Source organism: Clostridium aromativorans, assembly GCF_020908015.1.
GTDB classification, from domain to species: Bacteria; Bacillota; Clostridia; order Clostridiales; family Clostridiaceae; genus Clostridium_B; species Clostridium_B aromativorans.
Window position 1 is genome coordinate 1 of the sequence record NZ_JAJJPB010000043.1, and the last position, 15867, is coordinate 15867.

Here is a 15867-nt window from a genome sequence, read left to right on the forward strand (position 1 = left end):
TTCTGCAACACCATTCTCTCCAAAAACAACCTGCTTTACCTGGGGTGAATTTGGAAGCATTGTTATAATAACATCGGTTTTTGATGCAACATCCTTTGAGGAAATGCCTTCTTCAGCTCCAAATTTTACAAGCTCATGGACAGATTGTTTACTTCTATTGAACACTACAAGATCATAACCTGCCTTTATCAAATTCTTCGACATTGGCTTCCCCATGATTCCAAGTCCTATAAATCCTATCTTCATATGTTACTCCTCCTTATCATTACAATACATCAAGCGGCATCTTTCTATCAGGTTTAGGAAATACTTTTCCAAGTGCATCAAGTTCATCTTTTGAAAGAACAACAGCACCTGCTCTGGCATTCTCTACAACATGCTTTTCATGGGATGCCTTTGGAATTGCAATTACATTGCCTGATCTCATGCACCATGCAAGAAGTACCTGTACAGGTGTTGCTCCATGATTTTGTGCTATTTCATTTAAAGTCTTTTCATTCAGGATATGTTCTCTCAACCTTCCGCCCTTTGCTATTGGACAATATGCCATAATAGGCATGTTATGTCTCCTCTGCCATGGAAGCAGATCAAATTCAATGCCTCTTGATCCAAGATGATACAGCACCTGGTTGACCATACAATTTTCACTGCCGCTGCATTCACCAAGTTCTGTCATATCAGAAGTATCAAAGTTGGATACTCCCCACCTTAAAATTTTCCCCTGTTTTTTCAATTTCTCCATGCCTTCTATTGTTTCCTGAAAAGGTACATTACCCCTCCAATGGAGAAGATACAAGTCAAGATGATCAGTATTCAATCTTCTCAGGCTGTTTTCGCAGGAGTTGAATATATCTGGGATTCCCGCATTGTGCGGATAAACTTTGGAAACCAGAAATATCTTATCTCTTATACCCTTTATTGCATATCCTACCAAATTTTCGGATTCCCCTTCCCCATACATTTCCGCAGTATCTATAAGAGTCATCCCAAGTTCTACTCCAAGCCTCAATGTATTTATCTCGGCTTTCCTTGCAGATGGATTTTCACCCAGATACCAGGTTCCCTGTCCTAGTGCAGGAACACGGGTACCATCTGGAAGAACAACTTTTCTTTTTTCATTTATACTTCTTATCTTTTCAATCTCATTTTCACTTATCAAACTCAAGATATCGGTCTCCTTTCAAATTAGCGTTTATAAATTCATGAAATTCAATCCAAACTCTCTGTCAGGCAATTTAACTATTTTCTCTCCAAGATCTGTAATAAACAGTTCACAAACAAGTGAGACTTTACATTTGAACAAATGCCCACCAATAAGCCCATAGTTTTTATTGCTTAAATTTATATGTGAATGAATTACTACATCATCATTTTTCAATCTTCCTATATTTCCCACAAGACTTGTTATCTCAAAATTTTCCACAAAATCCTTGCTGTCATAGACTTTTTTTACCGGATCAAAATACCCAAGTTCTACTTCAGAGGCAGCGCCAATTGCAGTAAAACACCCTGCTTCTATATTCTGCTCTTTACATAATTTTGTCAACTCTTTCATTACTTCTTCACCTTTATTCAACTTTACAATATAATTGGATCCGGATTTTCTAAATTTCATCATATCAGCTCCCAAATTTTTATTATACTTAAATTATTCCTGCTTTTGGAAATTTAATCAATATTAAATTAAACAAATATCAACATATAATACTGCTTTATTTTGTTTAATTGCATAATGGAATCAACTCTGAGTAGTTTTAAAATTAATTATAGATGAATAAAGCCAGAATAAGTCCACATATCTTTTAGGATTTAAGTTTGTCAGTTTATATATCTTATTTAAACGATAATTAAGAGTATTCCTATGTATAAATAACCTGTTGGAAACTTTGTTAAGTTCGCCATTTTCTTCTATAAAAACTTTTAACGTTTCCATTAATTCTCCATTTCTATCATTTTCAGAAATTAATTCATAGGAATCCTTAAGTTCACTGAGTTTCCATTTTGCATTATCCTGTAAAAACAGCATTTGATACTTTAGAATGTCAAATATATATATATTCTCCTGCGAGTAGTTTTCCTCCCCAAATAAAAATGTTTTTTGAGCTATTTCATAAGATTTATGAATATCGGCCAGTTTACTGCATACTTTTCCTATAGATATCTTTACATTACTCTTCGTTTTAAACCTTATCTTTCTATACACACTCTCCATTCTGGGTTTGCAGGTTATAGATTCATAATCCACATTTGGACATTTGTATATAATAACGATTGTTTTTGAATCAATCGCAGCTGCAAGCGATCCTTCAAAGTTTGCTTCCAGTATTGAAATTACATCGTTAAGTATATCTATATCTTTTTTTTCAGAAATTTTTTCAAAGTCAATCTGTACAATAAAAACTATCATGGGATAATTACTTGTCAATTTAAACTTTTCTGCATATTTCTCTAGTAATTTAAAAGAATCTTGATTATCATTTATAAGGGATACTACCATGTTTTCCTTTATCTTGTTGCTCCATTCAAGTTCCTTCATTACATAAGCCTGTTCTATCATCATTTCAGCTGCCATTTTAATAAGTCTGCCATATCCTATAACTTCATCCCTTTTCCCCGTGATACCGATTACTCCAATGATATCTCCTTTAAATTCTATTACTATATTGGTCCCTTCCTGAACTCCGTTTAATTCCCTGCACTGCCTTTCATCTATACTGAATTCAGATCTCCTTTTAAGTGCCAAAACTGCACCTTCATGGATTGTACCGACTCTACTTTTATCACCGGACGCTATAATCATACCCTTTTCATTCATTATATTTACATTTTTATTCACGGCTTTCATAGTTCTATCAACTATTCTTTCCGCAAGCTGCCTACTCAAAATCTCCATTTTATACCCCTCCTTATAACATGATAAGGCAATAATCATTCTTTTATAATGTGCATGTAAATAAAAATCTAACGTTTGCCATAAATAATATTTGTGCAATTGAACATTGATATAAAAATATATAAGCATGATAATACAATTATAGTTCGTTCTGTTACTATATTATAAATTATGATTTTATGACATATATGTCACAGTGGGAGGGGTTATACAATGATAAAGGGTGTTTTTACACCAATAATAACTATTTTTGATGAAAATGGAGACTTCGATCAGAAATCTAACAGACAAATGATTGAAAAATTAATTTCAGATGGCATTTATGGAATATGCATACTCGGAACTACAGGTGAATTTTTTAATATGACTTTCGATGAAAAAAAGAAATACATTGAATTCGCATCAAAAACCATCAACGGAAGAGTACAGTTAATAGTTGGTACGGGAAGCCCAAATATAAGAGAAGCTATAGCACTTGCAAAATGTGCAGAAGAAAACAATGCAGATGCTGTACTGGTAGTTCCTCCTTTTTATTTTAAATTGGATGAGAGCCATGTTTTTGAATATTTTTCTATCATAGCAAAAAATACAAATCTACCAATGATATTATATAATATACCTCAAAATACAAAAATTGAGTTGTCTGTAGAGCTAGTACTTAAATTAGCCGGCAAGTATGAAAACATAGCTCATGGCGGTATAAAGGATACTACACCTGCTCTTGGAAATATAAGAAGATTTGTGGAAAAAGTTAAAAGCGTATATCCTGATTTTGCAGTACTGTCCGGAATAGATGAATATTTGATACCCAACCTTATGATAGGTGGAAACGGTATTATAGGCACACAGACAAATACCCAGGCAAAACTTCTGGTAGAGACATACAAAATATTCTTGAAAGGCGACTTTAAGAAATTATTGGAACTTCAGAAGAAAATAAATCATATAATGGATGTACGTGAAATGCCAAACAGCAACAACATATTGTCTACAAAGACTGCTGCAAGCATTGCTTTAAATTCAGATTTCAATACGTCAATAAGATACTATGACATAAAAGTTACAGATGACGTCAAAAATCGAATCAAAAAAATCGTCAATGCGAAATAATTTTCCATATATAATAAAATATAATCAAAAATTTTTTTATTAGTTCAGGAGCCAGCACACTGGCTCCAAATTCAAAGTAATAAAAAAGTCCCAATTTAGTAATTCATTCTCACCATCTATATTGTATACTTTTCAACTACCCATAATTCCTAATATATTATTCCTCACACTTTCCCTTTTTCCATACAAGAATTCAGATATACATGATGTGATCATATCATTTCTTATGGAATTAGGCAAACTCAAAGGTTTCTGAAGACTTTCTATTTGATAAGACATATGAATATCCCTAATAAAATGCATATAAAGAAAATTATATAGAATACAGCATTACCTATACTTAAAAAATTAAATTTACTTAATAAAAATAGACTTACTAATAATAATGTCATAATTGTTAATAATACATAGGCAATCTTATAATTTCTACTCCTGTTTTTTGTATCTTCCTTTATCCCTGACTTGTTTATCTTAGAATAAAAAGACATACATGGAATCACTGTATAAACAGTAATTATAACCGATGCTATTAAAAGAATGCCAAATATCTTTCTATATATATCAGGTATATAGCCGTATTTGGAAAGCAATGTTAAAATAAGAAGCAAAATAGTACATAGCGACGATGGTATTGCAATCTTTTTTGTCATTTCATACTGGCCCACATATTTTTCCGATTCAGTATCATTGTCAGTATATATTGGTTTTGTCCCTTCAGGTGCACTAAATATGTGAATTGTATTTCCTATAGAACATACGTAAGACCATCCGGCTTCTTTAAAGTACAAAAAATATTCTTTATCCGGGTTGTTTCTATAATCAAGGGAATATTGTAATTGCTGTGGATTGGATTTTTTTAGCTTATACCCTAAAGTACCAAATTTATACAGAATCCAGCCTTCCCTGGCATAAGATGACAGCATCTCCATTTCCTCATTTTCTGCCAAAGCCAAACCTTTTCTCATAACGTATTTTGTGTTAAACATATCTTATAACATCTCCTCACTATTAAATATCTTCTCAGCAATCTCGACCATTTTTCGTTTTTTTCTAACCTCATTTTTTAAAAACTCAATACCTTTATCTGTAATAATATAAATTTTTTTCTGTTGTGAATCCCCATTAAGTTTTATAAGACCACCCTCAAGAAGTTTTTTTATACTCGTATATAATGATGCAGGACCTATTGAAAAACTACCTTGAGACATTTCTTCAATTGACTTCATAATCAGATATCCATGTTTAGGTTTTATTAAAGAAAGTAAAATATAATAATAAGCATCTGTGAGTTCACCCATCTTTAGAGAATTATTTCTAGGCATGTTTACCTCCTAAATATTTCATTAAATGATATATCATTTAATATACTATATCATTTAATGATATATATGTCAATAGATATAAAATTAATAAGGTTATTAGCATTTCTTTGGTTATATAGGGAAAAAATGAGCTTAAACATGTAGATTTTCTTTACAGCAGCTTCATCGAAATTGTAAGAAGATGGCAGGTGGGAGACGGATGAGACGCAATATTGACGTAGAATTGATTATGGCAATTTTTACTGCTTTGATTGTTGTAGAAATACATAAAGATGAAATTGGGATTCAATATTTTCCACGCCTGATAAAAATACCTAACCCAATTCACAATGAAGGGACTCCTTGATTGTTCTACTAAAATGTTAGAAAGCACTGAAAAAACAGTGAAAGCAAGTTGAGAAGCAAACACTCTCTCCATAATTATGCCTGAATGCATCAAACAGAAACTTTTTTTAACCAGAGTGACCAGTGCTTGCTGTAGTGCCTGGATCTATCCAAGCCATACTCACACCACTCTTTTGGTAAACTCAGCATTTTCCAGTCACTAAAAAAATGTTCAATATCTTTTAAATCTGCATAAAAATGCGGGACATTTTTTTCTGTTTCATGCTCGTTGCGGAGAATCGTATTGTCATCAAGCCGTCGGCTTTCCTCGGCATTCTGAAAATCCCATGTTCCTTTTGAAATTAGAGTAAGGAATATCTCTCCTCCAGGCTTCAATACACGCTTAATCTCATCCAATATTTTTACAAAACCCTGAGTATCTGTATGATAGATTACATTATAAGCAAACATGCAATCAAAGCTATTATCCGAAAATGGCAGCGAGAGCATATCACATAGACGAGTTTCAATATCCAAACTTTCTCTTTTGGCCCAATCGGACAAATGCCGGATGCCATAGTCTGATAAATCTACAGCAGTTACAGAAAAACCTTTATGGGCCATATATATAGAATGTCGCCCAAGTCCACTGCCTAAATCCAAGAAGTGTTGAAATTTCTGTGCTTTCCATATCTCAGCAAAATATGCACTTTCCATGCAGGGCACAAGCCATTTATCATTAGAATTTTTAGTCCAGTCCCATGGTTTTGATAGAATCATTTTCTATTTACCTCCTTTTTCAAGCTACACTATTTTATTATACTATAAATTTTTTCAGAAAACTATTTACAGTTTTTTATAATCAATTAGCAATTTCCCTCAGGAATTTTAATAAGTACATTGTATAAAACAGACAAATAGCCAAAATCACAGCCATAAAATAAGCCTGTACGATATTTTTAACATTTGAAATAGTTCCGCTAATATTAAATACAATATGAAACAAAATGCCAGGTATTATATTCTTTGTAATAGCCACAAGCAGTGTAAGAACAATACCTATCCCCACTGCAGCTTGAGATATAGTTATTGATCAAAGGGAAAATAAAAAACCATGTGTAGATTTAACTTTTAACACAAGGTTTTTTATTGGTGCGGATAACAGGACTTGAACCTGCATGAAATTTCTTTCACTAGAACCTGAATCTAGCGCGTCTGCCAGTTCCGCCATATCCGCATGGTTGGACGGTTTACAGATTTTTCTCTGAAACAGTCCGTTTATTACTTAAATAGTATATCATAATTAAAATCAGAAAACAATAGAAAAATAACTTACGTTTTCATCTACATATATCAATTCTTTTATTTTACAACTGCAGAATTCGAATATAAATTGAATGCTACATTCCCTCCTGAAATATACCCTTCTATATACACAGGATATTTAAAATCATTTCTAAATTTATAATCTATGTTTCCATAATCCACTGTAGCATCCATTCCTTCTGACACATAATGTACTGGAAGAGAATGATGACTTCTCTCCGTAGAAGTAAGGCCTGCATTATGAACTGCATTGTACAAAGTAGTGGACACCTGGCATATTCCCCCTCCAAGCCCTGATTCAACTTTATCTCCAACAATAACAGGTGCGGCCTGATACCCTTTCGCAGCAGTTCTTTGACCTACAACTCCATTAAAGCTGAAAGTATCTCCAGGCATTACTACATACCCATTTATGCTTTTTGTAGCAAGAGCTATATTATTTGCTCTTTCTGAAGATGATATGGAACCATAGTTTGTACTAAAACTGGATATCAATGTATCTACTGTTTTAAGTTCATTTTCTTTTATTGAAGCTGGAATAATTTCTAACTTAGCCTTTACAGTTGGATTTTGCCCTATACTTCCATCTATTTTGGAAATCAGTTCCTTTTGCAAATCTTCTTTTTTTAGCTTAATGCCATCCTGGTGTGGAATTACTTCAAAACCAACATTTCCCATTTTTAAAGATGCATTGACCGGATCTGAATTGACTTCATTTTCAATTTCATTCACTAAATTTTTTACAGGCTTTGCATCATAAAAAAGTTTCAATTGATAGCTTACAGTTTTTGGGTTCTTCAATAATCGATATTTTTTGAATATATTCTCATCTTTTCCATAGGAATACGCTTCGTTCACAACTTCATCTACATTATATGAAGGATTTAACTTTGAATAGAGTAATTCATACTTTTTATTTCCTACTATTATGTTAATTTTCTTTTTCCCTATTTTATCAGAGTATTCCTTTTTTATTATGTTCTTAGCCTCTAGTTTAGTTTTCCCCGAAAGATCTGCATTATTTATAAAAACTTTAGGATAAATCAAATTATTCCAATGTTTTATATCATTGTAATGATATACTACAAACCCACAGCTTATACCCATAAAAACAGCTAAAGCAATTATAGTTAATATTATTAATTTATTTTTCAAAGTTTTTTTAGCTTTCTTGGCTTTCCGGGAGCGTTTTCCTTGATTCATTTTCATCACCTCTTTATTTTCACATAGATATTATACTATAGTGACATTAATTTTTATATGCAAAAAATTATTAATTTATTATATGACTTTCAAAATAAATATAATTTTATGGTATCATAAAATTGTATAAATATGTAGTAATACTTCAAATAATAAAGACGGAGGTAAAAATGCATGAAAGCTGAAATACTATGTGTAGGAACAGAAATTTTACTTGGAGATATAGTCAATACCAATGCCCAATTCATATCCAAACATCTGGCAAATTTAGGTATAGAAGTATTTCATCAATCCGTAGTTGGGGATAACCCAGAAAGGCTTTTAGATGAATTAGAGAATGGTTTTAAAAGATCGGATATTATAATTACAACAGGAGGACTTGGACCCACTCCAGATGATCTGACAAAAGAAACAAGTGCTAAATTTTTCAACAGAGAGCTCATCCTAGATGAAAAATCACTGGAGGATTTAAAGGATCATTTCAATAAGATGGGCAGATCCTATTCTAAAGGCAATAATATAAAACAGGCCTATTTCCCTAAAGGTTCTAAAATACTGCCCAACCCTCACGGTACAGCTCCTGGATGTATCTTAGAAGTAGAAAATAAAACCCTCATAATACTTCCAGGTCCCCCCAGAGAAGTTGCACCTATGTTTACTGAATATGTAGAGCCTTTTTTAAAGAAATACAGCAGAGGGATAATAAAATCAAAGACACTTAGAATATCTGGAATAGGAGAAGGTATCATGGCAGAAATGGCATCGGACATCATAAACAACAGTACTAATCCCACTGTAGCCCCTTATGCCAAAGAAGAGGATACAATACTTAGAATTACGGCAGAAGCTTCTACAGAAGATGAAGCCTTAACTCTCATAGAACCTGTAGAATCCAAACTCAGAAAAATATTTGGGATAAATATTTATGGAGAGGATGATGTAAAAATAGAAGAAGTACTGGGCAAGATGCTTATAGATAAAGACTATACCATATCCTCTGCCGAGTCATGCACCGGAGGACTGATAGCTGCAAAACTTGTAAATTATCCGGGAATATCAAAAGTATTTAAAGAAGGAGCTGTTACCTACAGCAACGAAGCCAAAATCAACAGGCTTGGTGTCAAAAGGGAAACTCTAGATAAATATGGTGCTGTAAGCTATGAAACCGCAAGAGAAATGGCTGAAGGCATAGCTAAAACCTCTGATACTGACATAGGCATAGCTACCACTGGAATTGCCGGCCCTGACGGAGGCTCCCCAGAAAAGCCCGTAGGTTTGGTCTATATGGGACTTTACATCAGAGGTAAAACACAAGTCAAAAAATTTCAATACTTTGGCAATAGAGCCACCATAAGAAAAAGAGCAACTATGAGTGCCCTGGATTGGGTACGAAGGGAAATCATGAATATATAGACGCATTAAATATGAAAGGGTATAATATTCTCAACAACATTATACCCTCTTTGAATGCTGAATTTTACAGATTATTTCTTTTTAATTTTATCCTTCTCATAATCCTCAGGATGATTGAAATACTCACAGTAGGGAGCCACAGGACAATGTTCACAATCGGGTTTTCTAGATTTACATATCTGTCTTCCATGCCATATCAAATAATGATGAGAATCACTCCACATATCCTTAGGTATATTTTTCATAAGCTCCATCTCAACTTTATGAGGAGTATTTCCCCTTGCTATTCCAAGTCTATTAGATACTCTAAACACATGGGTATCTACTGCAATGGCCGGAACTCCAAAAGCGTTTGATAAAACCACATCTGCAGTTTTTCTGCCTACTCCAGGTAATGTGATTAATTTTTCCATCGTATCGGGAACTTGACCTTGATATTTTTCCATAATCGTTCTACTTGCTTCCAATATATGCTTGCTTTTATTCCTAAAAAAGCCACAGCTTTTTATTTTTTCTCCTAACTCCTCTTCTGTCAATGAAACCATTTTCTCAGGAGTATTAAATTCTTTATACAATTCACTTGTAACCTTGTTTACTCTAACATCGGTACATTGAGCCGAAAGCATTGTAGCTACCAATAATTCATAAGGAGATCCGAATTTCAATGCACATTTTGCTTCTGGATATGTTTCACTTAATATTTTTAATATTGTATTTACAATTCGTTTGTTCAATTTTTATCACCTTCATTAAAACTATACACTCCTCTATATTTTTCAGGAAGCAGCTTTGCTATTTCATACATGAAAAAATCGATTACTCTATCTTCATATTCATGTTTTTCCTCATCCTTGTTTCGACCTGGTACATGTAATTCCTTTCCTATGTTTACTGTCACCTTGGCAGGATGAAAACTTTCCAAAGCCATACCTTTATCATTTATAGGTAAAAGCTTTTCAGTTCCCCATATTCCTATGGGAACTATTCTTCCCTTAGATAATTTTTGTATAAGCACTATCCCTTTTTTCCCTTTGTTCATAGTAGATGTTCTACTCCTCGTGCCCTCAGGAAATATAAGCATATTTTCACCGGATTTAATTGCCTTTACTATATTGGAAATGGCCCCTTTATCTGCAGAATTTGGTTTTATAACTATAGTTTTCGTCATGCTCATTCCAAGTTTGGTAAGACAATCATTATTCAATTTCATCCCTGCAACAAAAGTTAAATTTTCTTTTTTAAATACGTCGCTAAGAACTAATGCATCTGAATTACTTAAATGATTACATATAAATACAATAGGCCTTTTAACTTCATTTAAATGCTCCATACCTTTAACTTCTATAGTCGCATATTTATTTAAGTAGCCATTTAACACTTTCTTCGAAATATACCTTACTAATCCCTGAGGCAGACATCCAATCAGCTTAGCCATCCATGGAGAAATCATAGATAAAGCCACCTTCCCTTTTATATATAATATAATCCTAAAATAATGTCATCATATAAATTATAATTTCAAAACATGTAAAAGTCTATTATAATAATCTTTTATATAGGAAGATTTTATATTTTTTATCTCAACATTTTTGCCCAGCATAAGTGCATTTATTATAGCATTTCTCTGAATAATATTTTTACCCCTCCATCCACAGGAAGTATTGTAATATTTTTCGATAAATGTGCTCTTATCAATATTGACAATCTCGTTTAAATCTACTCTCTCCATGAAATTGAAAGGTCTTAAATCTTCTATATTTGAATAAATAATATCGCCATTATATGGACACACTTCCTGACATGTATCACATCCAAATAGTCTTCCCTGAAATATTGGGAACCATTTACTATCTACATTTTTTTTCTGGGTAATATAAGACATGCACTTATTGGAATCCCTGTTCCCACAGATGGCCCCTGTAGGACATGCAGTCTGGCATAAACTGCAATTCCCGCATTTACTTTTCAAAGGGATGTCACTTTCTACCTCTATATCAGTTATTATCTCACCCAAAAATACATAGGATCCATATCTTTTCGTAATAAGCATATTATTTTTCCCTATAAATCCTATTCCACTTTGAAAAGCTATATATCTTTCAGGCAAAAAATTACTATCCACAAAATATCTGGTTTTTCCACCTAAACTCTCTATATAACCACATATTTTTTTTAAATAAGCCTCTACAACTTTATGATAATCTTTTCCCCTGGTATATAGTGAAAATTTTATATCTTTTTGTATATGATCCTTTTTAAATAAATAGGGAAAGGCAACAGATATTATTGTCTTTCCCCCGTCCATATATTCACAAGAATTAATCCTCTTCTTAATATCCTTTTCTTCGAACTCACTTTCCAGTAAATTTTCTTTCCTAAAGCAGAGATATCCTTCCAGTTCAGTATACACTCTACATTTGGTAAAGCCTACAGTATCCAAACCTATACTGTGACAATAATTTAATATTTCTCTTTTACAATCCAATATTTCACCTACTCCTACAGGAATTTTATATCACCATTTCATTATATATCTTTTTTTTATCTCCTGCATAGTCTTTTATTTCTATAACTTCTGCTCTTTTCCTATATATAATCCTCACAGGTATACCCACTGCGGTACAATCCGAAGGTATATCTTTCAAGACCACTGCATTAGCTCCTATTTTAACATTGTCCCCTACAACTATAGGTCCCAGTATTTTTGCGCCGCTTCCTATAAATACATTATTCCCAATAGTAGGATGTCTTTTTCCCGTATCTTTCCCTGTTCCCCCCAGAGTTACTCCGTGGTACAATGTTACATTGTCCCCGACTTCTGCAGTTTCTCCTATTACAACTCCCATTCCATGATCAATAAACAATCCTTTACCTATTTTAGCTCCAGGATGAATTTCTATACCAGTGAACATTCTGGATATCTGTGATATAACTCTGGCAATAAAAAAGAATTTTTTCTTATAAAAAAAATGAGATATTCTATAATGGATCAAAGCATGTATAAAAGGATATACTAAAAATACTTCTACTGGATTTCTAGCTGCTGGATCATTTTTCATGGCATTTTTAATATCATAAGCTAACAGTTTGAATGGATTTTTTATCATTATGTCACCCCCATTACTTTTATTTCCATTTAACATCTTTTCACAGGGAAGTACTCTCTGCAAAAAGATGTCCAATATACAGGAATTTAATACAATTTAATCATACAATCCCATGGAAAGATATTTCTCTCCTCCATCTGGTGCCACCGTAGCCACTTTCTTACCTTTCCCCAATTTTTGGGCTACTTGTATAGCTGCTGCTATATTAGCTCCTGAAGATATTCCAACCAATATTCCCTCTTCTTTTCCCATAAGTCTGGCATACTTAAACGCCAATTCATCTGTCACTGTAATAATATCATCTACCAGTTCCGATTTGTATATATCTGGTATAAATCCAGCACCTATACCCTGTATCTTATGTGGACCTGGCTGACCACCTGATAAAACTGGTGATGACGCAGGTTCCACAGCAATTATTTTAGTATTTTTATTCCTCTTTTTCAGATTCTCTCCCACTCCTATTAACGTTCCACCGGTACCAACACCAGCTAAAAATGCATCCACATCCTTTAAATCACTTAATATTTCTTCAGCTGTAGTTGCATAATGTTTTTGAGGATTTGCTATATTCACAAATTGCTGTGGTATATAGTAACCTTCCTTGTCCTTAGCAATTTCATAAGCTTTTTCTATAGCGCCTTTCATTCCCTTGATTCCGTCTGTGAGAACCAATTCAGCTCCATAAGCCTTTATCATATTTCTTCTCTCTACGCTCATGGTTTCCGGCATCACAATTATCACTTTATATCCCTTTAATTTACCTATCATGGCAAGGGCAATACCTGTATTGCCGCTAGTGGGTTCAACTATGGTACCTCCCGGTTCTATAAGTTTTTCTCTTTCGGCCCTCTCAATCATTCCAAGAGCAGCCCTATCTTTAATGCTTCCTCCCGGATTATATTTTTCAAGCTTAACATATATATCAGCTGAATTTTCTTCTTTAAAATTATCCAATTTAAACAAAGGTGTATTTCCTATCATATCTATAGCATTATTAAATATCATTACTATTTTCCTCCCAAAAATTTTTTAAATAATTTAATTATCCTAATAACTTCAATGACATTTGATTTTGACGTCAAAAAAACTTCCTCTCTACATTTTCTATAGAGACGAAGTTTATGCTCCGTGGTTCCACTCTTTTTGGTTCCCATAAAGAACCCACTCATAATCGAACACAGCGCTATGTTCTATCACTATAACGGGTGATCCCGATGTAACCTACTGTCAATTCGGCCCATAACTCCAAAGAGCACTTCACTTAAACTCCATTAAAAAACTTCTCAGCACACAGTTTTCTCTCTGTAAAATTTCATTTAAGCTACTTTTCTTTTTCAAAGCATTTCTGAGTAATTTACTATGATTTATATTATATATTATACAACTACCTGGATTTTTGTCAATATTTTTTTATATATTCATAATTTATTTCAAAGCTCAAAGTACAAATATAAAATATGAAATTTGGTTGATTTTGCTTATCACATGTATTATAATAAATATTAATAATAATTATTTAATAATAACAAATCAAAGTAAAAACCAGTACATTAAAAGGAGGATATAGGTAACTGATGTCAATTTATAAATTTGGGGAAAAAATCAATGACAATGCAATTAAAAATTCCGAAGGTAAATCTTTTACATCCGTGAAAAAATGGAAGTGCCTCGTATGCGGAATAATAATTGAAGGCGAGGAACCACCTAAGGTATGTCCGGTATGCGGTGCTGATTCCAGTCAATTTGTGGAAGTATCTGAAAAAAGCCCTGTAGATTTTAGCACAGATAAAAACGAACGCTTTGTAATAATTGGAAATGGAGCTGCAGGCTACTATGCTGCCGATTCCGTAAGAAAAAGAAACAAAAGCTGCAGCATAACAATCATATCTTCTGAAAATTTTTTAACCTATTACAGGCCTGAACTTTCAGATTATCTTTTAAAATCAATACCTGATAAAGACTTTTACCTTTCCGATAAAAATTGGTATAAAGACAACAACATAGAGCTCATTCTAAACTGCAATATAATAAATGTTGATACAGTATCAAAAAAAATAACTTCAGAGACAGGGCAGGAATTTCCATACGACAAACTCATACTTGCAAATGGCAGCTATAACTTTGTAATTCCAATAAAAGGTAAAGATAGGGATGGAGTATTCACTTTAAAATATAAGTCAGATGCAGAAAATATAAAAAACTATATGTCCAAATCTAAAAATGCGGTTATAATAGGAGGCGGACTTTTAGGGCTTGAAGCTGCCTGGTCAATTAAAAATTTTGGTCTAGACACTACCGTAGTCGAATTTTCAAATAGACTGCTTCCTCGACAATTAGATTCCGAGAGTGCTTTGATGTTTAAAGAAGCCGTAGATAAATCCGGGGTAGAAATAATACTTGGAGATTCCGCAGAAGAAATACTGGGAGAAGAAAGGGTAACCGGTGTACGATTAAAAAGCGGTAAAATTATAAAAGCCGATATGGTGCTGTTTTCCGTTGGTATACGTCCCAACAAACAACTGGTAGAAAATACAGATATAAAAACAGATAAAGGCATCATAGTAAATGATAAAATGGAGACCTCTATAAAAGATGTATATGCCTGTGGGGACATCTGCCAATACAATGGGAGAGTTTACGGAAATTGGCCTGCTTCTGAAAACATGGGTAAAGTTGCTGGAGCTAATGCTTCAGGAGACGAATCACATTTTTCAGACTTTATATCCTCTTCTTTTTTTACTTCAATGAACGTAAACTTGTTTTCATGTGGTGATATTTCATCGGAATCTCAGACACTGACTTTAAAAGATGCACCAGCTGGAAAATATCAAAAATTATTCTTTGAAAACAATAAGTTAATAGGTGGAATATTAATGGGAGATACAAAAAAATCCGGCAAAATTATTTTAGCAATACAGAATAAAAAATGTATGCAGAATATAATAAAAGAAAACCCTTTCATTTAATTCTTTAAATTGAAAAAAGCAAACTGACTCTTATAACTATAGCCAGTTTGTTTTTTTCTCATGTTTAAACAGCACTGCATTGACCTCTCCCCCCAATATTATTATAGTACGCTCTCGAAAACTCAGAGAGCTTGATTTTTATATATTATAAGGTTCAGCATCTTTGCTTCACCCCTAATATTTAAGCTAAATTATTATGA

17 protein-coding genes, 1 tRNA gene and 1 other annotated feature are annotated in these 15867 nt (G+C 33.1%); of the genes, 4 read left to right on the forward strand and 14 right to left on the reverse strand.

The features are described from left to right. From LN736_RS17770 to LN736_RS17785, 4 genes are all read right to left on the reverse strand, one after another. Positions 1-246 (reverse strand): NAD(P)-binding domain-containing protein (locus LN736_RS17770; protein WP_229982124.1); only part of this gene is annotated, 246 nt, incomplete at its 3' end. Positions 247-265: 19 nt separating this feature from the next. After that, a complete protein-coding gene (locus LN736_RS17775) occupies positions 266-1165 on the reverse strand; it encodes an aldo/keto reductase (RefSeq protein ID WP_268253956.1) in 900 nt (299 codons plus the stop codon). Between the two features lie 27 nt (positions 1166-1192). Further along, a complete protein-coding gene (locus LN736_RS17780; protein WP_229982125.1) occupies positions 1193-1615 on the reverse strand; it encodes a PPC domain-containing DNA-binding protein in 423 nt (140 codons plus the stop codon). A 123-nt stretch (positions 1616-1738) separates the two neighbouring features. After that, positions 1739-2893 carry a sugar diacid recognition domain-containing protein gene (locus tag LN736_RS17785; RefSeq protein WP_229982126.1) on the reverse strand — a complete coding sequence of 385 codons (1155 nt, stop codon included), beginning with the start codon at positions 2891-2893 and terminating at the stop codon, positions 1739-1741. A 213-nt stretch (positions 2894-3106) separates the two neighbouring features. Between LN736_RS17785 and LN736_RS17790 the strand changes: the two genes are divergently transcribed. Continuing rightward, on the forward strand, positions 3107-4003 hold the full coding sequence (locus tag LN736_RS17790) for a dihydrodipicolinate synthase family protein (protein WP_229982127.1): 897 nt from the start codon (positions 3107-3109) through the stop codon (positions 4001-4003). 263 nt (positions 4004-4266) lie between these two features. Here the strand turns inward: LN736_RS17790 and LN736_RS17795 are convergent, their stop codons facing one another. After that, complete coding sequence (locus LN736_RS17795) at positions 4267-4989, reverse strand: DUF2812 domain-containing protein (protein ID WP_229982128.1); 723 nt, start codon at positions 4987-4989, stop codon at positions 4267-4269. A 3-nt stretch (positions 4990-4992) separates the two neighbouring features. Next, positions 4993-5325: a PadR family transcriptional regulator gene (locus LN736_RS17800; RefSeq protein ID WP_150358723.1), complete on the reverse strand. Its 333-nt coding sequence runs from the start codon at positions 5323-5325 to the stop codon at positions 4993-4995. A 199-nt stretch (positions 5326-5524) separates the two neighbouring features. Here LN736_RS17800 and LN736_RS17805 point away from each other — a divergent pair, with 199 nt between their 5' ends. After that, on the forward strand, positions 5525-5671 hold the full coding sequence (locus tag LN736_RS17805; RefSeq protein ID WP_179978386.1) for a hypothetical protein: 147 nt from the start codon (positions 5525-5527) through the stop codon (positions 5669-5671). 89 nt (positions 5672-5760) lie between these two features. On the opposite strand, the gene LN736_RS17810 is transcribed toward LN736_RS17805, so the two are convergent. From LN736_RS17810 to LN736_RS17820, 3 genes are all read right to left on the reverse strand, one after another. Continuing rightward, a complete protein-coding gene (locus LN736_RS17810; protein ID WP_150358722.1) occupies positions 5761-6429 on the reverse strand; it encodes a class I SAM-dependent methyltransferase in 669 nt (222 codons plus the stop codon). A gap of 370 nt (positions 6430-6799) precedes the next feature. Next, positions 6800-6886: transfer RNA gene (locus tag LN736_RS17815), tRNA-Leu, on the reverse strand. A 125-nt stretch (positions 6887-7011) separates the two neighbouring features. Further along, positions 7012-8178: a VanW family protein gene (locus tag LN736_RS17820; RefSeq protein ID WP_150358721.1), complete on the reverse strand. Its 1167-nt coding sequence runs from the start codon at positions 8176-8178 to the stop codon at positions 7012-7014. Between the two features lie 174 nt (positions 8179-8352). Here LN736_RS17820 and LN736_RS17825 point away from each other — a divergent pair, with 174 nt between their 5' ends. After that, positions 8353-9591: a competence/damage-inducible protein A gene (locus LN736_RS17825; RefSeq protein WP_150358675.1), complete on the forward strand. Its 1239-nt coding sequence runs from the start codon at positions 8353-8355 to the stop codon at positions 9589-9591. A gap of 71 nt (positions 9592-9662) precedes the next feature. Here the strand turns inward: LN736_RS17825 and nth are convergent, their stop codons facing one another. The 5 genes from nth to cysK all read right to left on the reverse strand — a co-directional run bounded on the left by nth (position 9663) and on the right by cysK (position 13706). Then, on the reverse strand, positions 9663-10325 hold the full coding sequence (gene nth, locus LN736_RS17830) for an endonuclease III (protein WP_150358676.1): 663 nt from the start codon (positions 10323-10325) through the stop codon (positions 9663-9665). Continuing rightward, positions 10322-11041: a lysophospholipid acyltransferase family protein gene (locus LN736_RS17835; RefSeq protein WP_150358677.1), complete on the reverse strand. Its 720-nt coding sequence runs from the start codon at positions 11039-11041 to the stop codon at positions 10322-10324. Before LN736_RS17835 ends, nth begins: the two co-directional genes overlap by 4 nt. Before the next feature lie 60 nt (positions 11042-11101). Further along, positions 11102-12076, reverse strand: coding sequence for a tRNA epoxyqueuosine(34) reductase QueG (gene queG, locus LN736_RS17840; protein ID WP_150358678.1), 975 nt, complete (start codon positions 12074-12076; stop codon positions 11102-11104). Between the two features lie 25 nt (positions 12077-12101). Further along, positions 12102-12695 (reverse strand): serine O-acetyltransferase EpsC, encoded by a 594-nt coding sequence (epsC, locus tag LN736_RS17845; protein WP_150358683.1) that lies wholly within the window; start codon positions 12693-12695, stop codon positions 12102-12104. 99 nt (positions 12696-12794) lie between these two features. Then, positions 12795-13706, reverse strand: coding sequence for a cysteine synthase A (gene cysK, locus LN736_RS17850; RefSeq protein WP_150358679.1), 912 nt, complete (start codon positions 13704-13706; stop codon positions 12795-12797). A gap of 100 nt (positions 13707-13806) precedes the next feature. Continuing rightward, positions 13807-14048: a binding site (T-box leader), on the reverse strand. A 227-nt stretch (positions 14049-14275) separates the two neighbouring features. Here cysK and LN736_RS17855 point away from each other — a divergent pair. Beyond that, positions 14276-15667: an FAD-dependent oxidoreductase gene (locus LN736_RS17855; RefSeq protein WP_229982129.1), complete on the forward strand. Its 1392-nt coding sequence runs from the start codon at positions 14276-14278 to the stop codon at positions 15665-15667. The last annotated feature ends 200 nt before the right edge of the window (positions 15668-15867 follow it).